The sequence below is a fragment of the Pseudomonas paeninsulae genome, from assembly GCF_035621475.1.
In the GTDB taxonomy this organism is placed as follows: Bacteria; Pseudomonadota; Gammaproteobacteria; order Pseudomonadales; family Pseudomonadaceae; genus Aquipseudomonas; species Aquipseudomonas paeninsulae.
Map to the genome: position 1 here is coordinate 3,560,207 of NZ_CP141799.1, position 22,890 is coordinate 3,583,096.

Consider the following 22,890-nt stretch of genomic DNA (forward strand, 5'->3'; position numbering starts at 1 on the left):
ATCGCATACCGCTACAGGCCGCTAAAACCCTGGAGGAAGAAATTCCTGGGCGGCCTAGAAAGGCCAAAAGCGGCCTCCATTTTGTCCAAATTTTGCCCTAAAAATAGAACAGCTTTCGTGCACACCACTAACGGCTAAAGATAGATTGGTGTTCATTGGCGAAGGATGAACCTGGGCGCTTCGGTTCACGCAACGCTTAAAACTGCGCGGCATCCAGCAGGTACAGGCTTTCGCTACCCGCCTTGACCGAAGCAGTCAGCGAGTGGATACGCGGCATCAGGCGGGCAAAGAAGAAGCGTGCGGTGCCCAGCTTGCTCACGTAGAACTCGTCCTGATCCTGCTTGGCCAACGCGGCCCGTGCCATCAACGCCCACATGTAGGCGTAGGCGGTATAGCCGAACACCTGCAGGTACTCGACCGATGCAGCACCGACTTCATTCGGATTGACCTTTGCGCGTTCCAGCAGGTCAGCGGTCATCAGTTCCAGGTTGGCAATGGCCTCTTTCAGTGGATTAACGAACTCGGCCAGGCTGCTGTCAGCCGAGTCTGTAAACGCCTTGATCTCTTCGGCGAAGTGCTTGTAGAACGCACCGCCGCTGCCGATCACTTTACGGCCAACCAGGTCCAGGGCCTGGATGCCATTGGTGCCTTCGTAGATCTGGGTGATGCGGCAATCGCGGATCAGCTGCTCCTGGCCCCACTCGCGGATGAAGCCGTGGCCGCCGAAGATCTGCTGGCCGTGCACGGTGGTCTCCAGGGCCATGTCGGTGAGGAAGGCCTTGGCCACCGGAGTCAGCAGCGCCACCAGCTCTTCGGCGCGCTTGCGCGTGGCCGCGTCCTCGCTGAACTTGGCGGTGTCCAGCTGCATGGCCACGTAGCTGGAGAAGGCGCGGCCGCCCTCGTTCAGCGCCTTCATGGTCAGCAGCATGCGGCGCACATCGGGATGGACGATGATCGGATCGGCTACTTTGTCCTTGGCCTGCTGGCCGGTCGGCGCGCGACTCTGGATACGCTCGCGGGCGTAGTCGACGGCGTTCTGGTAGCTGCGCTCGCCTAGGGCCAGGCCCTGGATGCCGACGCCCAGGCGCTCGTAGTTCATCATTGTGAACATCGCCGCCAGGCCCTTGTTCGGCGCATCGACGATCCAGCCGCTGGCGCCGTCGAAGTTCATCACGCAGGTGCTTGATGCTTTGATGCCCATCTTGTGCTCGATCGAGCCGCAGGAGACGGCGTTGCGCTCGCCCAAGCTGCCGTCGGCATTGACCATGATCTTGGGCACCAGGAACAGCGAGATACCTTTCGGACCGACCGGGGCATCGGGCAGCTTGGCCAGCACTAGGTTGATGATGTTCTCGGTCAGGTCGTGCTCGCCGCCGGTGATGAAGATCTTGGTACCAGAGACCTTAAAGCTGCCGTCGGCTTGCGGCTCGGCCTTGGTGCGGATGATGCCCAGGTCGGTGCCGGCATGCGGCTCGGTCAGGCACATGGAACCAGCCCAAACACCGGAGTACATGTTCGGCAGGTATTTCTCTTTCAGCTCTTCGCTGGCGTGGGCATTGATCGACAGACAGGCCCCGGCGGTCAGCATCGGGTACAGGCCGAAGGACAGGTTGGCCGAGTTGACCATTTCCTCGACCTGGGCGGAGATCGCCTTGGGCATGCCCATGCCACCGAACAGCGGGTCGCCACCGACGCCCACCCAGCCGCCTTCGGCGTAGGTCCGGTAGGCCTCGGGGAAGCCTGCCGGGGTCTTCACCGCGCCATTGCTCCAGGTGCAGCCTTCCTCATCGCCGCTGCGGTTCAGCGGGGCGATGGTGCCGGCGGTGATCTTGCCGGCTTCTTCAAGAATGGCGCTGGCGGTGTCTTCGTCCACCACTTCGGCCAGGGCCGGCAACTGGGCCCACAGCTTGGAAACTTCAAACACTTCGTTGAGCACGAAACGCATATCGCGCAAGGGCGCTTGGTAGTCAGCCATAATCGAATCTCTCTAATGATGTGAGGACATTGCCTGCCCGTGTTGATGGAAAATCAGTCTTGCGAGGCCGCGTCAGCCAGCCGCAACGGCACCACGATGGCGCTATCCAGCCACGGCTGCGATGGTTTGAGCACCCCGGACAACGCGCCCTGGGCCATAGCGATGACCAAGGCGCGCATCTGCTCGGCGGGCAAGGCGCAGTCCTCGCTCCAGCCCGGCAAGCTGTTCAGCCAGGCCACCAGCCCTTTGACGGTGGCCTTGAGCATCGGCATCGGCGCGGCGGCGCCTGCCGCCTGCAAGCGAAGCAAGAACTTGTCTTCATAGCTGGCGCGCATCTGCCGGACCTGCTGCTGATACTCCGCGGACAGGCAGCGTGACTCCTGCTCGGCCATCAGGAAATGCAGCCGCCGCTGTTCATGCAGGTCAATATGCGCGTGCAGCAAAGCCCGCAGGCTGCTCGTGGGCGACCCCGTTGCGGTCATCACGACCGCCTCGAGCAGATCTTCGTACAGCTCTTCGATCAGCTCGAACAACAGCTGTTCCTTGCTGGCGAAATGGTGATACAGGGAGCCCGCACCGATACCCACATGCAGACCCAGCTCGCGCATGCTGACCTGACCGAAGCCGCGCCGGGCGAACAGTTCCAGCGCCTGAGCGCGGATCTGCTCGATGCGCGTCAGCGGCGCCCCGGCTGGCGTTTCGTCGCCCTCACAGGCCAGCAACCGCCGGTTACCCATGCCTACGACCTCCGGCAGCAGGCCGCGAGACGTCGGCCGCTCAGTCATAGCGATAAAAACCATGGCCACTCTTGCGCCCCAGGCGCCCCGCCGCCACCAGTTCCTTGAGCAAGGGAGCCGGGCGGTATTTTGGATCACCGAAGCCCTGCTGGAAGGACTCCAAGACCGCCAGCAGGGTATCCAGGCCGATCAGGTCGGCCAGCGCCAGCGGTCCCATGGGCTGGCCACAACCGAGCTGCATGCCGGTGTCGATGTCCTCGGCACTGGCCAGGCCTTCCTGCAGGGTGAAAATGGCTTCGTTGAGCATCGGCACCAGAATCCGGTTGACCACGAACCCAGGCCGGTTGCCGGCGCTGATCGCGGTTTTACCGATGCGCTCGGCGAACGCCAGGGTGCGGGCATGAAAAGACTCGGCGGTGGCCAGCCCGCGAATCACTTCCACCAGGCTCATGACCGGCACCGGATTGAAGAAATGCAGGCCGATAAAGCGCTCGGGATGACTGACAACGGCCGCCAACTGACTGATCGACAACGACGAGGTGTTGCTGGCAATGATCGCCTCGCTGCCGACCTGCTCGCCGATCTGCTTGAGAATGCGCAGCTTCAGCTCGAGATTCTCGGTGGCCGCCTCGATCACCAAGCTGGCGTCGCCGAGGCTGGCATAGTCGGTACTGGTGCCGATGCGCCCCAGCGCGGCGGCACGCTGCTGCTCGGTCAGCGTGCCCTTGCCCACCTGCCGGCCAAGGCCGCGATCGATGCGCGCCACGGCCTTGGCCAGGGCGGCTGCGGATAGGTCCACCAGCGCGACGGACAACCCTGCCAGGGCGCACACCTGGGAAATACCACTGCCCATGATGCCGCCGCCGATGACGCCGACAAGTTCGTCGCTCATAATCGTGCTCTCCTGCCTGCTCAAACGCGCTCGAAGATCGCGGCGATACCCTGGCCACCGCCGATGCACATGGTCGCCAGGGCATAACGGCCCTGGGTGCGATGCAGTTCGTGGATGGCCTTGGTGACGATGATCGCCCCGGTGGCGCCGACCGGGTGGCCGAGGGAGATGCCCGAGCCGTTCGGGTTGACCCTGGCCGGGTCGAAGTCGAGTTCGCGGGCCACGGCGCAGGCCTGGGCGGCAAAGGCTTCGTTGGACTCGATCACGTCCAGATCCGATACCTTGAGACCGGCGCGTTGCAGGGCCAGGCGGGTGGCCGGGATCGGCCCCAGCCCCATCAACATCGGATCGACACCGGCATGTGCGTAGCTGACCAGGCGCGCCAGCGGGCGCAGGTTATCGGCCTGCACCGCCGCGCCAGTGGCCAGAACCACCGCCGCCGCGCCATCGTTGAGTCCCGAGGCGTTGCCGGCGGTGACCGTGCCGCCCTGCTTGAACGCGGTGCGCATGCCCGCCAGTTGCTCGATCGAACTATCACCGCGAACATGCTCGTCGACCTCGAACAACTGCGTGCCTTTACGCGTCTTGATCTCAACCGGCACGATCTGTCCGGCGAAACGCCCTTCGGCGATGGCGCGCGCCGCCCGCTGCTGACTGACCAGCGCAAGTGCGTCCTGGTCTGCGCGGCTGATGCCATGCAACTCGGCGATGTTCTCGGCGGTAATGCCCATGTGCATGCGCTGGAACGGATCGTGGAGGATGCCGAGCATGTAGTCGATGGCCTGCATGTCACCCATGCGCCCACCCCAGCGCGCCCCCGGCAACAGATAGGGGCCGCGGCTCATGGATTCGGCACCGCCGCCAATGGCAATCTCGCAGTCGCCCAGCAGCAGGCTTTGCGCCGCCGAGATGATCGCCTGCAGGCCGGAACCGCACAGGCGATTGACGTTAAACGCGGGGGTTTCCTTGGGGATACCGGCATTCATTGCCGCAACCCGGGCGAGATAGGCATCGCGCGTCTCGGTGGGAATGACATTGCCCATCACCACATGACCGACACGCTCGGCAGCACAACCGCTGCGCTGCAGGGCGGCGCTGACTGCGGTCGTGGCGAGTTCGCATGGCGGAGTATCCTTGAGCGTACCGCCGAAGGAGCCGATTGCAGTTCTGACAGCGCTGACGATATAGACTTCGGGATTTGGCATGAGGCGGCTCCGGTTCGGCGGTATTGAGATGCGACTGATGCATGCGCGGCGCGCCAGCGGTGGCGACGCCCGGTTTATGCGTGAATTAGTTTAGAGAGCCGCGCAATGCCGGCCTATGCCGAAAATGACCGATTTGCCTGATACTTTTTGCAACCCTTGGCAACTGACCCGTAGCGAGCGAACGTTATGCAAGAGAAGGACTCGGTGGCCGTGTATTTCGTTCGCGCCGCCCTCTACGGGATGCGCGACAACCCGCGGCGCAGTGCACAGTTGCTGGCCCAGGCGGGCATTACCGAGCCGCTGCTGCAAGACCCCAAGGCACGGGTCGCTGCCTCGCAGCTCGCCAAGTTGTGGCTGGCCGTTGCCGAGGACCTGGACGACGAGTTCCTCGGCCATGATTCGCACGGCATGCCCCAAGGCAGCTTTGCCCTGATCTGCCGCGGCCTCATCCAGGCGAACAACCTCGGCCAAGCGCTGCGCCAGTGCCTGAATAGCCTCGGCCTGTTCTTGCGAGATATCCGCAGTCACTTGACTGTTCGCGGCGACCGCGCCGTGATCCGCCTGCACAATCTCCAGCCAGATCCGCTCGCGCGTAGCGTCGCCGAGGAAATCTACCTGACAGTGGTGTTTGGCCTGCTGTGCTGGCTGGCGGGTCGGCGCATTCCGATTGACCGTTCGCAATTCTCCCATCCGCAACCAGAGCATGGCGACGACCATCTATTTTGGGGGCAAAACCTGACCTTCGAGGCAGCCCATAGCGAAATCGAGTTTGCCGCCAGCTATCTCGACCTGCCGTTGGTACAGGATCTGGCGACATTGAAAGCCTTCCTGCGCACCTCACCAAAATGGCTGATCGTGCGCTTCAGTAACCGCCAGGGACTGAGCGCCGAAGTCTATAAACAGCTGCGTGATTGTCGCTACGAGCAGTGGCCTACCCTGGCTGACATGGCCGAGGACCGCGCGCTGAGCATCGCCAGCTTCCGCCGCCAGCTGCAACGAGAGGGTTTCTCCTTTCAGGAGCTGAAAGACGAGGTGCGCCGCGCCATCGCCTTCGAGTGCTTGCGCAACACCGACCTGAGTATCGCCGCGATCGCCGAGAGGGCTGGTTTCCGCGAGGCCAGTGCCTTTCACCGAGCGTTCAAGCAATGGACCGGAAAGAGCCCGGGGCACTTCAGGATGGACAAGCGCCTGACCAATCAAGCCGACTAGCAATGAACCTTTGCCTGCGCCATCGCAAGCCGTCCAGAAATCTCTGCGCGGCTATGCTCCAGCTCACAGCACCAAGTCGCTGCGAGTAAACTCGCCTACTGGCCCGTTCACGAAGGCCCTGTGGCGGTAATTGCTTAGCATCATTGCACGTCAGAAAAAATGTAGTCCGGCGCAACCCAATCTGCCTCCCCAAGAAGTCATTGCAGCTCATGTGGCTCCAGCAACTGAAATCGGGCTCGATAGGCACCCGGCGTGAATCCAACTCGTTCACGAAACAGGCGCGAAAACGAGCTGACGTCGCTGTAGCCAACATATTGAGCAATTTGCTCGGTGCTCAAGTCTCCGGCCTCCAGCAGCGCCCGCGCCGTGTCGATGCGTAAGTTCTGTAAATAGGTTAGCGGTGACTGCTCAAGCACCGTATTGAAGCGGCGTATCAAGGTGCGTTCGCTGACTGCCAGCTTCTGTGCCACATCGGTCATGCGTACCTGTTCCGCCAAGTGATCCTGCAGCCACTTCTGTGCGCGTTGTACCAAGGGATCATTGTGGCTCTTGTCGGCGATAAGCGGCCGCAGGGGCGTCTGCGTCGTTTGGGTCAAATCAACCAGCATGCTGCGAGCGCACTGCATGGCGATCGACTTTCCGGCAAACACGTTGAGTACATGCACGGTTTGCAGCAAAAAGGTGGCATGGGCGCCACCACACACCAAGCGTTCAGACTCAGTGACCAGCGGCCGCATTTGTAGATCGACGAGTGGAAATCGCTCGCGGAAATGCCCCTCCAGCCACCATGTGGTCGTGGCAACTTTGTTATCGAGCAAACCTGTATCGGCAAGCAAAAAGGTGCCCGTGCAATTTGCACAAAGCCATGCGCCGTGTCGCCATTGCTTAATCAGCCAGTCACGCACAGTCGCCTGACTTTCCAGGAAGCGCAGGAAACTCTGCCAGCCGCGGTAATGCAGGCTGGGGATAAAAACCAGATCGTAATAGTGGGTTTTCGGCAAAGGCCGCATGGCCAGCTCAAGCCCGTTGCTCGCACGCACCGGTAGCCCGTTCGCTGAAAGGAAATGCCATTCGAATAGCCCGGCCACAGGCATCCCTTGCTTGGATATATGCGCATTGGCGACCTGCAACATGTCAGCAAAACCGCCAATGACAGAGGCATAAGAGTCGTCAAACTGTTGGCGCTGATGCGATTTTGACCCACGCTGCCGGAACTCATTGACCCACCCGAATACTCAGCAAGAGATGGTCTTGCACTGGTTTTCAGAGACTGCATATGGGTCAGCTGAAATCAGCAGCCTGGGTCAAAATCGCATCAGCGCCAACAGAGCTGTGCTATCCAGCGTGAGAACTGAACCGTTTTCATGATCAACCTCTCGCATTTAGAGATATCACGGTTCAGTTTAGATCACTGCAACAGCTAACTCAGACAGAGCCTTTTTCTTTATCGATCCCGCTACTTGCAAATTAGCGTTATTGAAGTGCATGCGCTTGCATCGCAGGCCACGCTCAAGACCTTTGCATAACGACGTTTCGCACTGACCGGCATCTCGCACGGCCAGTGCATTGCCAGTACTTTGGCCAGCAGCCCCCTGCACTTGTACCCCGACACTCTGACCAATCGGCTGGTGGGATGGATCGCCCTTAACAGCCTGTTGATTGCGCGAACATCGCCAAGACGTGCGCTGACATCCATTAGCAACACATGAGCATAGGTCTACGCTCGGCTTCTGCCGCCGGTCCGGTTTCGATACTCAGCCGGTGTAGCCGCATGTGCAGCCTTGAATGCCGCAGTCAGATGACTCTGAGAGCTAAAGCCACACTCCAGGGCGATGTGCAGAATAGGCAGATCGGTTTGCATGAGCAGATCACGTGCACGCTCTAGCCGCGCGTTCATCACATAACGATGCGGCGGCATACCCATGGCACTCTGAAACAGCCGACGGAAATGGGCCGGGCTGACCCCCGCCTGTGCTGCCAACTGGTTGATCGACAGCTCCTGCCCCAGGTGCTCGCGGATGAAGGCCAGTACCGTATGCAGGCGCGCCAGCTGAATATGCGGCGGATGAATGCCGCCAGTCACGTCAGCCCGCAGCGCCCGGCACACCTGCTCAAGCATGACCGCGGCCAACCTTGCCATAAAGCCCTGATCAGCCTTCCCCCCCTGATTCAGTTCATCCATCAGTTGCCGGGCAGCAGCGCTCACCAAGGCATCACTGAAAGGCAACGGTGCCTGCACGCCAGCGCAGAGTTCGCGCAACTGCTGGAAAACGCCGTCAGTACGCTCGGGGAAGTAAAAAACCGCGAAATCAACGCTGCCGGAGTAGTGCCAATGGGTTGCACATCTTGCGGGCAGCAGCAGCGATACACAGGGCAGCGATGTCGAGCGCAACTTCCCTCCCGCGCCCTCTTCCACCCGTGAGCCACCGAACTGCGTGACCAAGGCCAAGACACCAACGGGCGGTACGATCCGATCGGTTTCATGGAGAAAATAGCGCTCCGCATACAACGGCATTTCACCGCACACCACGCCGCCAACCATCGGCAAACCTAACGTCTTGTGTACTTGCTGTTGCGGATTCATCGGCATCTCAAGATGAGCATATTTTGACAAATATGACCGCTTTTTAGGTGAGTTGTCGATGCCGGGAAGAACAATCATTGCCTACCTGTTCAAGCCCCCGCGAAAACGCAAGGCGGGCCGTTCCATCTCCCGGCGAGGAACCGCAATGATTAAATTACACGACACCCTGCAATTGCCCGCCGTAGGCTTAACCGGCTTTGAAACACCGCTGAGTGAAGAAGAGCGCGCAATTCAGCAGACGGTGCACCAGTTCGCCAAGAACGTGCTGCGACCAATCGGCCAAGAGCTCGACAAAATGAGCGCTGCAGATGTTTGCGCGCAGGGCTCGCCATTCTGGGCTGTGTTTCAGGAAGCCGCCAAGCTCGGCCTTGATCCAGCCCTCTTCTCTCAGTTCGAACCAGACGTCGCAGTTCGCCTTGAATCGCTGATAGGCGAGGAAATGGGCTGGGGCGATGCTGGCCTGGGCACTTCACTGGCTGTCGCCGGCTTCCCCTTGCAGATGGCAATGGCCGCCGGCAACCAGGAACTGGTCGAGCTCTGCACCGGCAAGATCGGCTGCTGGATGATCACTCATCCGGACAAGGGCAGCGACATCATGGTCTACGACATGAAGCGCGAATGGCCGCAGGGACAAGTGGGCAACAAGGGCAATGTCACCGCCAAAGTAGGCAAGGACGAAATCGTTATCAATGGCCAGTGCTCGGCCTGGGTCTCCAACGGCCCAGTGGCGCAAGTCGCACTCGGCTATATCGCTGCCGACTACGGCGACGGCTACTTCGATGCCGATGGCAGGCCGCACGGGGTGGCGGTGATCATCCCGCTCGACCTGCCCGGTATTTCGCGTGGCAAGCCGCTGGAAAAGATCGGCCAGCGTGCGCTGCCACAAGGTGAAATTTATTTCGACAACGTGAAAGTGCCGCTACGTTTTGCCATCGCTCTGAAAGATCAGTACTACGGCAATCAGTCCTCGGCCTGGTCCTACGCCGGCACGCATATGTCGCAGATGTTTACCGGCGTCGCTCGCTCGGCCTTCGAAATGGCCTTGCAGTATTGCCATGAGCGCAAGCAAGGCGGCCAGTTGCTGATCGATCATCAACTCACTCGCTACCGCCTGGGCGACATGATGCGCCGCGTCGAACTGGCACGCGGCGTGGCGCGCCGCTCGCTCGCCTATGCACGCCTGTCGCCGCAGACCCACCCCTACGCCACGGCCTCGGCCAAGGTGACCGTCACCGAAGAATGCATGAAGGTCGCAAGCGAAGCGCTGCAACTGTTCGGCGGCGCTGGCACCTCACGCGAATACCCGATTGAAAAGATCTTCCGCGATGCCCGCTCCGCGATGATCGAAGACGGCGAGAACACCATCATCACCATGCGCGTTGGCCTGTTGTGCCAACAGCTTTATGCCGAGGGCTGGTCACAGAACTGACTCCTCCAGCCTCCCCAGTAACCTCAAAACAAGGGATACCCGAAAATGGCTAAATACCCCGTAGTTGTCTATGGCGCCAGTGGCTACACCGGCATGCTCACCATGGACTGGTTGATCGACCAGAACATCCCTTTCACCTGTGTTGCGCGCAATGCCAAGCGCACCCAGGAAATGATGGCCCAGCGCGTAGTGCGTCTGGAAAGCGCCAAGTACGAAATCATCGAAGCCGAGCACAACGTCGAAGCGCTGATCAAAGCCTTCACCGGCGCCAAGGTTGTGTGTAATACCGTTGGCCCGTTTGTGCACTTCGGCGCTATTGCTGTTGAAGCCGCCCTCAAAGCCGGCTGCCACTACCTAGATACCACTGGCGAACAGGGTTACATGCTGGATATGCGCGACAAGTTTGGTGAGGACTATCGCCAGGCTGGCTTGCTGCTCGCGCCGTCGACCTCCTACATGTACACCTTTGCCGAAATCGCGGCAGAACTGGCGCTAGAGACCGAAGGCGTCGATGCCCTGGAAACCGCTACCATCGGCCGTGGCCCGCGTAATGCCGGGGCTGGCGTAACCGTCGGCTCGACTGCTTCGATCTTCGAAATGGCCCGCAGCAAACAACACTACCTGTGGGAAAACCAACTGACTACCCATGCGGTAGATGCCTCGTTCAACGTGGTTACCCCGGAATTTGTGCAGCCTGTGTTCTCCCTGCCATGGGGCGGTACCTCCTTGCCGGTGTTCTATGAGAGCGATCCACGCGTACGCAGCTGCATCTCCTCGGTTGGCTTCTACGACAACAACGTGATGCAGATGGTCCACGGCTTCAATCAGAAATGGGAAGCCGAGTACAAGGACCTACCCAAGGAACAACAGGACGCCATCATCAAAAGCGTGGTCGACTCTACAACCCCGTCGATGCCACCACGCGAGCGCACCACAATCCAGCGTTCGGTAGACATCGCAATCGGTCGCGGCAATCTGGCCGCTGTGCGCGCCACAGTGCACGGCGTTACGCCGTACATCTCCACCGGCGCACTGCAAGTGGCTACCGCGATCAAGCTGATCGATGGTGAAACCAACAAGGTCGGCTTCGCCTCGGCGTGTAAAGCCATGGGTCACCGCTACCTGCTCGGCTTCCTTGAGCAGCGCGGCCTGGCACGCGCCACCGTAACCCAGCTCTAATTACCGACCGAGGACAACCACATGGCTATCATTGATTTCTACGACCGCGGTTGGGCGATTAACCCTGAAGGTGTCGCCTACATCCAGGACGAACGCAGCTACTCGTTCAACGAAGTGGGCGAGCTATCTTGCCGCATCGCCAACAAGTTGCTGGCGCTAGGCCTGCCGAAAGAAACCAAAGGTGCCGTGTGGTCGACCAACGATGTCACGGCCTGGGGCTGCACCCTAGGTCTGTGGCGCGCCAACATGTGCTGGATACCGGTCAACGCGCGCAACTCAGTGGAAGAAAACCATTACATCCTTGATGCGTTTGATTGCGATGTAATGTTCTACCAAAGCTATTTCGCCTCAATTATTGCTGATTTGCGGCCACGACTGCCGAAGATCAAACACTGGATCTGCATCGATGCCGATCAGGCAGATGCCCCATCACTGGCAGCCTGGAGTGCCGATCAGCCTACCAGCCGCCCTGAAGTACCCTTCGACATGGACGACATGGTGATGCTGTCGCCCACCGGCGGCACCACCGGCATGCCCAAAGGCGTGATGAATACCCACCGCAGCACCCAGACCTTTATCGCCCACTTTATGTTGGCCTGCCCTTACTCGGCAGATGAGCGCCCGGTGAATCTGGCCGCGGCCCCCATGACCCACACTGCCGGCTTGCTGGCCGTGCCCTGCACCGCCCAAGGCGGCACCGTAGTGGTGGTGACTAAGCCCGATCCGGCGCTGATTCTCGCCGCCGTGGCCAAGCACCAGGTGACCGAGTTTTTCCTGCCACCCACGGTAATCTACAAGCTGCTGGACATCCCCGGCATCGACCAAGTCGACTTCTCCTCGGTGAAGTACCTGATGTACGGCGCCGCACCGATGTCGGTGAACAAACTGAAAAAAGCCATCGAACTGTGGGGCCCCATCATGGCCGGCGGTTATGGCCAAACCGAAGCACCCGCCTCGATCGCCAACCTGCCGCCCAGCCATCACTTCATCAATGGCCAACTTGGCTCGGACGAACGCCTGTCCTCGGTAGGCCGCCCCAACCCGTTGATCCGGGTAGAGATGATGAACGACGACCAGCAGATCCTGCCCCGCGGTGAAACCGGCGAGATCTGTGTACGCGGCGATCTGGTGATGAAGGGTTATTACAAACAGCCGGAGAAAACTGCGGAAACCATCATCAACGGCTGGCTGCACACCGGCGATGTCGGCCATATCGACGCCGAAGGCTACCTGCATATCACCGACCGCAAGAAGGACATGATCATCAGTGGTGGCTTCAATGTGTACCCCAGCGAAGTCGAGCAAGTGATCTGGGGCCATCCGGCCGTACAGGACTGCGCCGTGATCGGCGTACCCGATGAAAAGTGGGGCGAAGCGGTTAAGGCCGTGATCGAGCTGAATGCCGGACAAAGCGTCAGCGCTGAGGAAATTATTGCCCTGTGCAAAGAGAAGCTGGGCAGTGTGATGGCGCCGAAAACCGTCGATTTTATTGACTTACTGCCACGCAGTCCGGTCGGCAAGGTCTTGAAGAAAGACCTGCGCCAACAATACTGGGACAAGGCTGACCGTAAGATCTAAAGCCGCGCTGGCGACGACTTTCAACCGAGCCCTGCAAGGCAAGCAAGGCCTAACAAGGAAAATAAAATTATGTTCACCAATAAAGTCGTAGTCATCACGGGTGCTGGCTCGGGTATCGGCCGGGCACTGGCACAACAACTGGGCGCCGCCGGCGCACGGTTGGCGCTGTCCGACATCAATATGGCTGGCCTAGAAGAAACCCTGAAATCGCTACCCAGCAACTGTAAAGCCCAGGGCTATCCGCTGGACGCCTCCTCATGGGCCGCCTTCCAAGCCCATGCGGAGGAGGTAAAAACCGATTTCGGCACCGCCCATTTCATCATCAACAATGCCGGAGCCACCCTGGTTGGCACTGTCGCCAACAGCTCGATTGAAGAATTTGAATGGCAGCTCGGCATCAATATGTGGGGCGTGCTGTACGGCACCAAGGCGTTTCTGCCGATGATGCAGGCCCAGCGCGAAGGCTGCATCGTCAATATATCCAGCGTATTTGGCCTGATCGCCTTTCCTACACAAAGCGCCTACAACATGTCGAAGTTTGCCGTTCGCGGCCTGACCGAATGCCTCTGGCAAGAGCTTGAAGGCAGCGGCGTGCGCGCCGTGTGCGTACACCCCGGCGGAATCAAAACCAACATCGAAAAAGCCGGACGCCGGGTCAAGGCCGCCGGCGTTGATGAGGCCACGTTCTCAGCCAACGCCGGAAAGATGCTGAAAACCTCGCCCGACGAGTGCGCAGCCGACATCATCAACGGGCTGCGTAAAGGCCACAAACGCATCCTCACCGGTAACAAATCCAGAACGATTTTCTGGATGACCCGCCTGTTTCCAAACTTCTATCCGACCTTGATGAAACACCTGGCCTGATCATTTCCGATTAACCTTGATTGATACGAGAAATAGCCATGTCACCCAGTCAAACACGCTTGTTATTCAAGTCCGGGGCAATCTTCAACGTTTTGGCCGGCCTGCCCTTCCTGCTCGCTCCAGGGCCGATGACTGCACTGATGGGCTTTGAGCTGAATCCAGTTGCTTTGATGTTTTCTCAGATCGTCTTTGGCATGATTGTGGCGTTTGGCTGGGCCTACTGGATGATTGCCCGCGATCCCGTGCGCTATCGCCCCTTCATTCTGCTGGGCTTGGCTCTGAAAATCATGGTTGCGGCCGTTGTCTACGGTCACTGGCTGGCCGGCAACATCTCATGGCAGCTGCCTACGCTAGCCTTCGGCGACATCGTTTTTGCTCTGCTGTTTTGGGAGTACTACCAACGTACGGCGTAAATCCCTTTCTATCCGTTTAACCTCAGGAGCCCCGCCATGAGCACTATCTATATTGCCGGTATCGCCATGACCGTGTTCGGTCGCCATTTTGAACGCAGCCTCGACGATCTCGCAGGCGAAGCCTTGCGCGGTGCCTTGAAGGATGCTGGCTGCACCACTCGCGATCTCGGCGCAGCCTTTTATGCCGGCATGACCAATGGCCCGCTGCAAGGTCAGATCGCCATTCCAGGCCAGGTAGTGCTGAGCAAGATCGGGGTCGAAGGTATTCCGATCTACAACGTGGAAAATGCCTGCGCCTCGGGCAGCACCGCCTTCAACCTGGCGGTGCAAAGTCTCAAGGCCGGCAGTACCGATGTAGCCTTGGCCATCGGTGCAGAAAAGATGAACATCCCTGACAAGGTAAAAGCCTTTTCGATTTTCGAAGCCGGCTGGGATGTGTCCCGCGCCGAAGAAAACTACCAAACCTTGGTAAAGATGGGCGAAGGCGTGGAGCCGCCAGCCGGCTCTCAATCGGACAAGCCATTCAGCAAGTTCATGGAAATCTATGCCGCGCTGTGCCGTTTTCATATGAAGACCTATGGCACCACTCAGCGGCAGATTGCCGCCGTGTGCGCGAAGAATCACACCCATTCGGTGCATAACCCGTTCTCGCAATTCCGTAAGCCGTTCACCATCGACGAAGTGCTCGCCGCACCACCGATCACCTATCCGATCACGCTGCCTATGTGCGCTCCGCTATCCGATGGTGCTGCAGCAGCGATCCTCTGCACCGAAGAAGGCTTGAAGCGTATCGGTGCCGATAAGAGCCGTTGCATTAAAGTATCCGCCAGCGTGATTCGCAGCTTCACTCATCGAAGACTGGATCAGCCGGAACTGAATATAGGCCGCCTAGCCTCCAACCAGGCCTACGAACAAGCCGGGCTAGGACCGCAGGATATGCATGTCGCCGAAGTGCACGACGCCTCGGCCATGGGTGAAATTATCCAGGCGGAAAACCTTGGTCTGATTGAACTAGGTATGGGCGGACCTGCGGCCGAACGTGGCGAATTCACCCTCGGCGGGCGAATCCCGGTCAACACCTCGGGCGGCCTGGAATCAAAAGGTCATCCGCTCGGCGCCACCGGCATCGGCCAGCTCTACGAACTGGTAACGCAGTTGCGCGGCGAGGCTGGCGCACGCCAGGTCGAGGGTGCACGCCATGCGATTCAGGAAAACGGCGGCGGTTTGCAGGGCATAGAGGAAGCGGTAGTTGCGATCCACATCCTGAGCAAATAGCTCCGCCCCCCTGTGGCCAACACTCGGTGCTGGTGGAATGCAAAACAAAATATAAAGGTAAAGACATGTTCCAAGACAAAGTAGTCGTCATCAGCGGCGCGGGATCAGGCATTGGCCGGGAGCTGGCCTTCCAACTGACAGAGGCCGGTGCGCGTGTCGCACTGTCCGACATTAACCGTGCAGGCCTCGACGAAACCATGAAGCGGCTACCTAACGGCAGCAAGGCAAAGGGCTAAAGGTCGACATCTGGCCGATGCTGATGCGTATCGGCCCCTCGTTCTTCGACGGCAAACCGTCGTTCCAACTGGTGTATTGCGCCTTCGACCACTATGCCGGCGACATTCACATGCTCGACGAAGTACGTCGACTCGACGACGGCCGCTACCTGGGCATAGGCCGCACCGGCCGCAGCGCCGAAGAATGACGGATGCCGATGCCGATGCCGATGCCGATGCCGATGCCCTTCATGCTGGTCGGGTCGATCGGTGAGTACCGCGAGGATATCGGCACGCCGCGCCAGGGCTTCGATCTGGAGACCGAACTGGAGCTGCTGGAATTTCCCAAGGCAGCAGCCAGCAAGTCGCGCAAGTGCGCCTGAACCGGAGCAGACATCCATGAAAAACGTCCACAACAAGGTCGCGGTAATTACCGGCGCCGGCATCGGTCAGGCATTGGCCATAGCCTTGGCCCGCGAGGGCACACGTCTGGCCCTGTCGGACATCGATGAAGCCGGGCTGGCGCGCACCCGCAGCCAACTGCCGGCCAGCAGCGAAGTTCGTCTGTATCGCCTCGACGTCACCGACCGCCAGGCGGTGGATACCCATGCCGCCCGAGCGCTGCGCCGCTGACATTCTCGCCGGCATTCGCCAGGGCAAACGACGCATCCTCACCGGCTGCCGTTCCTCAACCATCGACTGGCTGGCACGCCTGCTGCCGGAAAGTTACCCACGCCTGCTCGGCAGGGCCCTCTAATTTTTTGCTGGCGATCAAACCATGAACAAGCGACCCAACATACTGATTACTGGCGTTTCCACCGGCATCGGTCTGGATGCTGCCGAACATCTGATCAAGCAGGGCTACCACGTGTTCGGTAGCGTGCGCAAACCAGCCGACGCCAAGCGCGTGCAGCAAGCCCTAGGCGAACACTTCACCCCACTGTTGTTCGATGTGACCGATGCCAAGGCCATCACCACCGCCGTAGAGCAAGTGCAGCAGCAAGTTGGTGATGCCGGGCTCTGCGCACTGGTCAACAACTCCGGGGTGTCCGGCGCCGCGCCGCTGATGTACGAGCCAGTCGACGACGTGCGCAAGATGTTCGAAGTCAACGTGTTCGGCCTGCTGCAAGTAACCCAGGCCTTTCTGCCGCTGCTCGGCGCACGGGAAAACTGCCCCCACGCGCCGGGTCGGCTGATCAACATCAGCTCCATCAGCGGCGGCCTGGTGTTTCCCTTCGTCGGCGCCTACGGCGGCAGCAAGCATGCAGTGGAAGCCTTCAGCGACGCCCTGCGCCGTGAGCTGGGCATCTTCGGCATCAAGGTAATCGCCATCGAGCCGGGCAATATCCGCACGCCCATCTGGGAAAAATCCCACGAGGCCGACCAGCGTTTCGCCGCCACCGCCTATGCCAGCCACATGGCCAAGATGCCGGCGATTCTCGCCAAGATGGGTAAAAACGGCGCGCCACCAGAGCTGGTCAGCAAGACCATTTTGCGCGCCATTGAAACCAAGCGACCCAAGACCCGCTACCCGCTGACGCCACTGTGGCGTTTGTCGCGGGTACTGGGCGACGGCGCCCTCGACCTGCTGACCAAGGCCGCCATGGGCATCAAGTAGTCCCGCTCAGTAACTACAAGCCCTGCTCGTGACGTGCTGACCAATCCGCCGCCCGAGGGAACCCATTCAGAAGAACATAAATGGCCAAATATCCCGTTGTTGTCTATGGCGCTTCCGGCTACACCGGCATGTTGATCATGGACTGGTTAATCGACCAAAACATTCCGTTTACTGCGGTTGCGCGTAACGCCAAGCGCACCCAGGAAATGATGGTCGAGCGCGTGGTGCGCCTGGAGTCGGCGACCTATGAGATTCTCGAGGTCGAGCATAACGTCGAGTCGCTGACCCAAGCTTTCAAGGGCGCCAAGGTGGTGTGTAATACCGTCGGCCCCTTCGTCAGTTTCGGCGCAGCCACCATGGAGGCCGCGCTCAAGGCCGGCTGCCACTACCTCGACACCACCGGTGAACAGGCCCATATCTTGGCCGCCCGCGAGCAGTTCGGCGAACTCTACCGCCAAGCCGGCCTAGTGCTCTCGCCGTCCATGTCCTACATGTACACCTTCTCCGAGATTGCCGTCGAACTGACCTGCCGTATCGCCAACGGACTGCTGGCCGACGGTTTGCCGAGCCAGACCAAGGGCGCCGTGTGGGCCCTGAACGACGTCACTGCCTGGGCCTGCACCCTAGGTCAGTGGCGCGCCAACATGACCTGGATTCCGGTTGGCGCACGCAATGCCGCGGAGGAAAATCACTACCTGCTCGACGCCTTCGATTGCGAGGTGCTGTTCTTCCAGGAATATTTCGCCGAGGTGATCGCCGAGATGCAACCGCACCTGCCCAAGATCAAGCTGTGGATCTGCATCGACGGTGACGCCAAAGCCGTACCAGGTGCAATTCCCCTGCACAGCTGGATCGCCGAGCAGCCAACTAGCGCGCCGAATGTAGCGGTCGACCTCGACGACGTGGTCGCCCTGATGCCCACCGGCGGCACCACCGGCGCACCGAAAGGGGTGATGAACACCCATCGCAGCCTGCAGACCTGGTGCGCGCACATGCTGATTAGCTGCGCCTATAACTCGGCCGAACACCCGGTCAATCTGGCTGCCGCACCCATCACCCATACCGCCGGCATCCTCACCCTGCCCTGCACCGCCCAAGACGGCACCGTGGTAGTAGTGACCAAACCGGACCCTGTGTTGATTCTCGGCGCCGTGGCCAAGCACCAGGTGACCGAGTTTTTCCTGCCACCCACGGTGATCTACAAGCTGCTGGGCATCCCCGGCATCGACCAAGTCGACTTCTCCTCGGTGAAGTACTTGATGTACGGCGCCGCACCGATGTCGGTGAACAAACTGAAAAAAGCCATCGAACTGTGGGGCCCCATCATGGCCGGCGGTTATGGCCAAACCGAAGCGCCCGCCTCGATCGCCAACCTGCCGCCCAGCCACCATTTCATCAATGGCCAACTCGCCCCGGATGAGCGCCTGTCATCAGTTGGCCGCCCCGACCCGTTGATCCGGGTAGAGATGATGAACGACGACCAGCAGATTCTGTCGCGCGGTGAAACCGGCGAGATCTGCGTTCGCGGTGACCTGGTAATGAGGGGCTACTACAAACAACCGCAGAAACCATCATCAACGGCTGGCTGCACACCGGCGATGTCGGCCATATCGACGCCGAAGGCTACCTGCATATCACCGACTGCAAGAAGGACATGATCATCAGTGGTGGCTTCAATGTGTCTCCCAGCGAAGTCGAGCAGGTGCTTCGGGGCCACCCGGCGGAGCGAGACTGCTCAGTTATCGGCGTGCCCGACAGCCCGTGGGGCGAAGCGGTCAAGGCGGTAGTTGAACTGAATGCCGGACAGAGCGTCACGGCCGAAGAACTGATCACCCTGTGCAAGAACCAGCTTGGCTCGGTCAAGTCACCGAAAACCGTCGACTTCGTCGAGTCCCTGCAGCGCAGCCCGGTGGGCAAGGTGCTGAAGAAAGACCTGCGCGCCCAGTACTGGCAGGACAGCACCCGGAAAATCTGAACCTTGTTTGAATCTCGGAGAATTGCCATGAATTACGAAAACTTCAAAACCCTCAGCGTCAGTACCGATAAAGGGGTGGCCTTTGTCACCCTGTCCCACGGCGAGATCAACCTGCTGGACATGGACATGCTGATCGACCTCGACCGTCTCGGCCGCGAGCTTGAACAGGACGATGAAATCAAGGTGATGGTGCTGCAAAGTGCCAACCCGGACTTCTTCGTCGCCCATGCCGACCTCGGCACCATCGCCACTCTGCCCAGCGAGCCGGCGGCGCGCGAGGAAACCCTGGGCTGGATCAACCAGGTATTCGACCGCTTGCGCACCAGCAATACAGTCAGCATCGCCAAGATTCAGGGCCGCGCGCGCGGCGGTGGCAGCGAACTGGCACTGGCCTGCGACATGCGCTTCGGTGAGATTGGCCGGGCGGTGTTCGGTCAGCCCGAGGTGGGCGTCGGCATCATCCCAGGTGCCGGTGGCACCGTGCGCCTGCCACGTCTGATCGGCCAGGCCCGCGCGTTGGAAATCATCCTCGGCTGCGGCGACATCAACGCCGTAGTCGCCGAGCGCTACGGCTACCTCAACCGCGCCTTGTCAGCGGCCGAGATTGATATGTTCGTTAGCAGCCTGGCCTACCGTATTGCCGGCTTCCCGGCTGAGGCTCTGGCACTGGCTAAGGAATCGGTACGCTTCAGCGGCAGCATTGAGGACGAGTTGAACCACGAGGAAGTGGCCTTCCTCAAATCGGTGCACAGCGAACCGGCCAAGCGCCGCATGGGCGCCGCCTTGGGCATGGGCCTGCAGACCGCGGCCGTGGAAAAGTGCTGCTTTACCCATATCTGGGCGCCGCTGGCCGGCGTCTGAGCCGCCACCTCATCAGGAGTACCGTCATGAGTGACATCTATATCGCCGGCATCGCCATGACGGTGTTCGGCCGGCACATGCAGCGCAGCCTCGACGACTTGGCCCGCGAGGCGCTTGAGGACGAGGTCAAGGATGCCGGCGTTGTTTGGTCATCTGACCCCTCGATCTGGCGAGCATTCTCGTCTAAATGGGTGTCCGGTTTCATTAGACCACTACACTCTGTAGTTCAGCCGAGTTGGGATTGTTGCCGGTATTTGATGGGGCTGATACCGGCAACAGCGCGAAAGGCATGGGTGAAATTGGTGGCGTCGCCATAGCCCAATCGATAGGCAATTTGGGTAATGTGCTGAGTCGGGTCTTGGAGCATGGCAAGGGCACGCTCATGGCGAATCTCGATACCCAGTGCGCGCAACGTGGTGCCCTCGGTTGCGAGTCGGCGCGTCAAGGTGGCTGGGCTGATATTCAGCAGTGCCGCGATCTGGTGCCGAGTTGGCTGGCAACTCTCCGCTTCACGCAGGATCAGCTTAATCCAGTCGCGATGGGAAACCGTGCGTTTTAATTGCTGCTGCGACGCCTGCAGGGTGGCCGGCGATGCCGCTAACGGCGTCTGGTCAGGAGTATCCGTGAGTGCGGCAGCCACACCCTTAGGCCGAGCCAGTGGCACATCCAGCATGTCTAAAGGAATCACGAAGCGCACAGCCGGCAAATCCAGCGCGCCGAAGAAAAACCGGCCGGGCTTTAGTTCGCGATAGCGCGCCTTATGCGGCGGCGCTTCCATCGAGAGATAGGTATCAATGGGTTGCAGGTGCTGGCCGAGCATGGCCGCACACTCAACATGGAACGAAACGGCGTAAAGCTCTTCAAAAAACCGCAAGCTCGTCGCGCTCATGTAGGCCGCAGGGCGGCTGACGTATTCTCCGTGGGTTGTAGTGCGCTGATAGTGCAAGGAAAAGCAGGTCGTAATCAGAGGGCAGAAGCGGCATAAGGTACGCAGCACGGCGTCCAAGGTGGCGCATTGGCGCAGTAGCATTCCGAGCGCCAGGTGATGGTCAAGCTTGATTCGTTTGCCAAGCTCAAACCCTAGGTCGGAACGTCCAACGTAGCCTATTGTCGCGGCCAGCACAGTATCGAACTGTGACATGGTCAAAACGTAATCCGCCTGCCCAAACACCCCCGTATTAATGCCCAAATCAATGAGCGATTGCTGCAACTGACTCAGCTGTTCGCCGCGCACAAAGTCGAGCAAGGGGGCGGCATAGCGGGCGGGGAAAATTGGTTCGTAGAGCGCCATATACGGCCTCCCTTGCAAGCGAAGCACTGATCTTAAATCACAGGTTTAATTTGCGCTTCGATTAGATAATGCAAGCATCCCAACGAACCTGTGAAGCACCTATCTCGACCCCGCGGCCGGTCAAAATAATGCGCCGACACTGCGGCAGAACAACTCCGGAGGAATGTCACGATGAGCAAGACGGTTGCCAGCTACACCCTGTATGGCGCGGAAATGTCCTATTACTCGGGGAAAACGCGCAGCCACCTCTTGCACAAGAGAATACCGTTCAGCGAACAAGAAGCCTCGGCGTGGGACTATCTGGTCAAGTTTCCACGCGAGGTCGGCTGCTCGGTTGTGCCCGTGGTTCGCTCGCCAGAGGGTGCGTGGCTACAGGACAGTAGCCTAATCATTGATCTGCTCGAACAACGTTTTCCGGCGCAACCCGCCGTGCCCGCTTCGCCTGTATTGCGCTTTGCCGCCTATCTGTTCGAACTTTGGGGAGACGAGTTCTGGCTGCCCGTCGCCATGAGCACCCGCTGGAGCCGGCCTGAGCACAGACCGCTGTTTGTGCAAGAGATCGGTGCCGGCATGCTGCCGGGGTGGCCACGTTTTTTGCAGGAATTGGCTGGCAACAGGATCGCTAACATGATGAGCGGATTCACCGAGAAGGCCGGGTTCGGTGCCGACATGACGGAGGTGCTCTGCCGTTTTGCGCATGTTCAGCTCGACGGGCTTGAGGCACATTTTGCCCAGCACAAATTTCTCTTCGGCACTCGCCCATCCCTTGGCGATTACGGTTTGATCGGCCCGCTGTATGCCCATATCGGTCGCGACCCGTTGTCCAAGCGCGACTTTATAGATAGCCGACCACATGTTGCTGCCTGGATAGCACGCATGTTCGACCCAGCCACTTCAACGGATGGCGAATTCTTCGCTGACGACCGTCTGCCGGAAACCCTGCAGACCGCATTAGGCTCCATCGTCGACGAGATGATTCATTTTATCGCCGCCTGCGCGGACGCCGTGCGCAAAACCCCAGTTCTGGATCTCGATGCCAAGAATCCGCCACGGTTTCTTGAAAAGGTGAGCTATCCAATGGCCGGCGCAACCCATTGCCGTCCGGCACCAGCGTATGCAGTTTGGCAAGCCCAGCGCATGCTCAAGGTGTTCAACAGAATGGCAGAAGCCGATCAGGACACTGTCCGTGACTGGCTGCATGGCCTTGGCGCAAGCGACTTGCTCACGCTCGACTTACCCCCCATGCGCCGCGTGGGCGTTGCCGCAGCGCAGGTCACAGCTACGGATGCAGACTAAGGAGTAATCATGGAGTTTGAGTGCAAGGAATACAGTGTCCCCCGGGCAAGTATTCCGAAAAAGTCGTCGATCTGAATAACCGAAAATTACTATTTCATTGGATCAATGCCGCTCCTCAGTCGAGCGGCCTGTTTTGGCCATGACTAGGCCTAGGTCCTGTTGACGTAAGCAGAGCGCTAGAATTTTGCATTTGCCATGACCGACAGAAGCCAGCTGAGCGATAACGACTGGGCGCGCATACTGTAGTGGACAGAGAGAGCATCCAGTCCTTCGAGGGAAACCTTGGTCCCAATT

The 22,890-nt window shown here is 59.8% G+C and carries 24 protein-coding genes; 17 read left to right on the plus strand and 7 right to left on the minus strand.

Going from position 1 to position 22,890, the window contains the following annotated elements:
• Window positions 1–196: 196 nt before the first annotated feature.
• From VCJ09_RS16375 to VCJ09_RS16390, 4 genes are read right to left on the minus strand one after another with little or no spacing between them, the layout of a single operon-like run.
• Complete coding sequence (locus tag VCJ09_RS16375; protein WP_324731190.1) at window positions 197–1,975, minus strand: acyl-CoA dehydrogenase C-terminal domain-containing protein; 1,779 nt, start codon at window positions 1,973–1,975, stop codon at window positions 197–199.
• Window positions 1,976–2,028: 53 nt separating this feature from the next.
• Entirely contained in the window at window positions 2,029–2,775 is a 747-nt protein-coding gene (locus tag VCJ09_RS16380) for a TetR/AcrR family transcriptional regulator (RefSeq protein WP_324731191.1), read from the minus strand.
• Window positions 2,753–3,604 carry a 3-hydroxybutyryl-CoA dehydrogenase gene (locus tag VCJ09_RS16385; RefSeq protein ID WP_324731192.1) on the minus strand — a complete coding sequence of 284 codons (852 nt, stop codon included), beginning with the start codon at window positions 3,602–3,604 and terminating at the stop codon, window positions 2,753–2,755. The genes VCJ09_RS16380 and VCJ09_RS16385 overlap by 23 nt, the downstream gene beginning before the upstream one ends.
• Window positions 3,605–3,624: 20 nt before the next feature.
• On the minus strand, window positions 3,625–4,809 hold the full coding sequence (locus tag VCJ09_RS16390; protein WP_324731193.1) for an acetyl-CoA C-acyltransferase family protein: 1,185 nt from the start codon (window positions 4,807–4,809) through the stop codon (window positions 3,625–3,627).
• Between the two features lie 186 nt (window positions 4,810–4,995).
• Between VCJ09_RS16390 and VCJ09_RS16395 the strand changes: the two genes are divergently transcribed.
• Entirely contained in the window at window positions 4,996–6,018 is a 1,023-nt protein-coding gene (locus tag VCJ09_RS16395; RefSeq protein ID WP_324731194.1) for an AraC family transcriptional regulator, read from the plus strand.
• Between the two features lie 197 nt (window positions 6,019–6,215).
• On the opposite strand, the gene VCJ09_RS16400 is transcribed toward VCJ09_RS16395, so the two are convergent.
• Together VCJ09_RS16400 and VCJ09_RS16405 are read right to left on the minus strand one after the other, a co-directional pair.
• Window positions 6,216–7,151 carry a GlxA family transcriptional regulator gene (locus VCJ09_RS16400; protein ID WP_324731195.1) on the minus strand — a complete coding sequence of 312 codons (936 nt, stop codon included), beginning with the start codon at window positions 7,149–7,151 and terminating at the stop codon, window positions 6,216–6,218.
• A gap of 584 nt (window positions 7,152–7,735) precedes the next feature.
• Window positions 7,736–8,680 carry a helix-turn-helix domain-containing protein gene (locus tag VCJ09_RS16405; protein WP_324731196.1) on the minus strand — a complete coding sequence of 315 codons (945 nt, stop codon included), beginning with the start codon at window positions 8,678–8,680 and terminating at the stop codon, window positions 7,736–7,738.
• A 67-nt stretch (window positions 8,681–8,747) separates the two neighbouring features.
• Here VCJ09_RS16405 and VCJ09_RS16410 point away from each other — a divergent pair, with 67 nt between their 5' ends.
• The 15 genes from VCJ09_RS16410 to VCJ09_RS16480 all read left to right on the plus strand — a co-directional run bounded on the left by VCJ09_RS16410 (window position 8,748) and on the right by VCJ09_RS16480 (window position 20,009).
• Window positions 8,748–10,031 (plus strand): acyl-CoA dehydrogenase family protein, encoded by a 1,284-nt coding sequence (locus VCJ09_RS16410; RefSeq protein ID WP_324731197.1) that lies wholly within the window; start codon window positions 8,748–8,750, stop codon window positions 10,029–10,031.
• A 45-nt stretch (window positions 10,032–10,076) separates the two neighbouring features.
• Window positions 10,077–11,210, plus strand: a complete 1,134-nt coding sequence (locus VCJ09_RS16415; RefSeq protein ID WP_324731198.1) for a saccharopine dehydrogenase family protein — start codon at window positions 10,077–10,079, stop codon at window positions 11,208–11,210.
• Window positions 11,211–11,231: 21 nt separating this feature from the next.
• Window positions 11,232–12,788, plus strand: a complete 1,557-nt coding sequence (locus VCJ09_RS16420; protein ID WP_324731199.1) for an AMP-binding protein — start codon at window positions 11,232–11,234, stop codon at window positions 12,786–12,788.
• Window positions 12,789–12,857: 69 nt separating this feature from the next.
• Window positions 12,858–13,652 carry an SDR family NAD(P)-dependent oxidoreductase gene (locus tag VCJ09_RS16425; RefSeq protein WP_324731200.1) on the plus strand — a complete coding sequence of 265 codons (795 nt, stop codon included), beginning with the start codon at window positions 12,858–12,860 and terminating at the stop codon, window positions 13,650–13,652.
• Between the two features lie 38 nt (window positions 13,653–13,690).
• Window positions 13,691–14,065, plus strand: a complete 375-nt coding sequence (locus VCJ09_RS16430; RefSeq protein ID WP_324731201.1) for a hypothetical protein — start codon at window positions 13,691–13,693, stop codon at window positions 14,063–14,065.
• Window positions 14,066–14,101: 36 nt separating this feature from the next.
• The gene (locus VCJ09_RS16435; RefSeq protein WP_324731202.1) at window positions 14,102–15,340 is read left to right on the plus strand and encodes a thiolase family protein; all 1,239 of its coding nucleotides are present in this window, start codon (window positions 14,102–14,104) and stop codon (window positions 15,338–15,340) included.
• A 65-nt stretch (window positions 15,341–15,405) separates the two neighbouring features.
• Window positions 15,406–15,576: an SDR family NAD(P)-dependent oxidoreductase gene (locus tag VCJ09_RS16440; RefSeq protein WP_324731203.1), complete on the plus strand. Its 171-nt coding sequence runs from the start codon at window positions 15,406–15,408 to the stop codon at window positions 15,574–15,576.
• Between the two features lie 23 nt (window positions 15,577–15,599).
• Window positions 15,600–15,764 carry a hypothetical protein gene (locus VCJ09_RS16445; protein ID WP_324731204.1) on the plus strand — a complete coding sequence of 55 codons (165 nt, stop codon included), beginning with the start codon at window positions 15,600–15,602 and terminating at the stop codon, window positions 15,762–15,764.
• Window positions 15,765–15,767: 3 nt separating this feature from the next.
• Window positions 15,768–15,938: a hypothetical protein gene (locus VCJ09_RS16450; RefSeq protein ID WP_324731205.1), complete on the plus strand. Its 171-nt coding sequence runs from the start codon at window positions 15,768–15,770 to the stop codon at window positions 15,936–15,938.
• Between the two features lie 16 nt (window positions 15,939–15,954).
• Entirely contained in the window at window positions 15,955–16,188 is a 234-nt protein-coding gene (locus VCJ09_RS16455) for an SDR family NAD(P)-dependent oxidoreductase (RefSeq protein WP_324731206.1), read from the plus strand.
• Window positions 16,163–16,312, plus strand: coding sequence for a hypothetical protein (locus VCJ09_RS16460; RefSeq protein WP_324731207.1), 150 nt, complete (start codon window positions 16,163–16,165; stop codon window positions 16,310–16,312). The genes VCJ09_RS16455 and VCJ09_RS16460 overlap by 26 nt, the downstream gene beginning before the upstream one ends.
• Window positions 16,313–16,333: 21 nt before the next feature.
• On the plus strand, window positions 16,334–17,173 hold the full coding sequence (locus tag VCJ09_RS16465) for an SDR family oxidoreductase (RefSeq protein ID WP_324731208.1): 840 nt from the start codon (window positions 16,334–16,336) through the stop codon (window positions 17,171–17,173).
• 80 nt (window positions 17,174–17,253) lie between these two features.
• On the plus strand, window positions 17,254–18,831 hold the full coding sequence (locus VCJ09_RS16470; RefSeq protein WP_324731209.1) for an AMP-binding protein: 1,578 nt from the start codon (window positions 17,254–17,256) through the stop codon (window positions 18,829–18,831).
• Complete coding sequence (locus VCJ09_RS16475) at window positions 18,828–19,148, plus strand: AMP-binding enzyme (protein ID WP_324731210.1); 321 nt, start codon at window positions 18,828–18,830, stop codon at window positions 19,146–19,148. The genes VCJ09_RS16470 and VCJ09_RS16475 overlap by 4 nt, the downstream gene beginning before the upstream one ends.
• Before the next feature lie 27 nt (window positions 19,149–19,175).
• A complete protein-coding gene (locus VCJ09_RS16480; protein WP_324731211.1) occupies window positions 19,176–20,009 on the plus strand; it encodes an enoyl-CoA hydratase/isomerase family protein in 834 nt (277 codons plus the stop codon).
• Window positions 20,010–20,235: 226 nt separating this feature from the next.
• On the opposite strand, the gene VCJ09_RS16485 is transcribed toward VCJ09_RS16480, so the two are convergent.
• Window positions 20,236–21,300, minus strand: a complete 1,065-nt coding sequence (locus VCJ09_RS16485) for a helix-turn-helix transcriptional regulator (RefSeq protein ID WP_324731212.1) — start codon at window positions 21,298–21,300, stop codon at window positions 20,236–20,238.
• Between the two features lie 171 nt (window positions 21,301–21,471).
• Between VCJ09_RS16485 and VCJ09_RS16490 the strand changes: the two genes are divergently transcribed.
• The gene (locus tag VCJ09_RS16490) at window positions 21,472–22,596 is read left to right on the plus strand and encodes a glutathione S-transferase family protein (RefSeq protein WP_324731213.1); all 1,125 of its coding nucleotides are present in this window, start codon (window positions 21,472–21,474) and stop codon (window positions 22,594–22,596) included.
• Window positions 22,597–22,890: the final 294 nt, after the last annotated feature.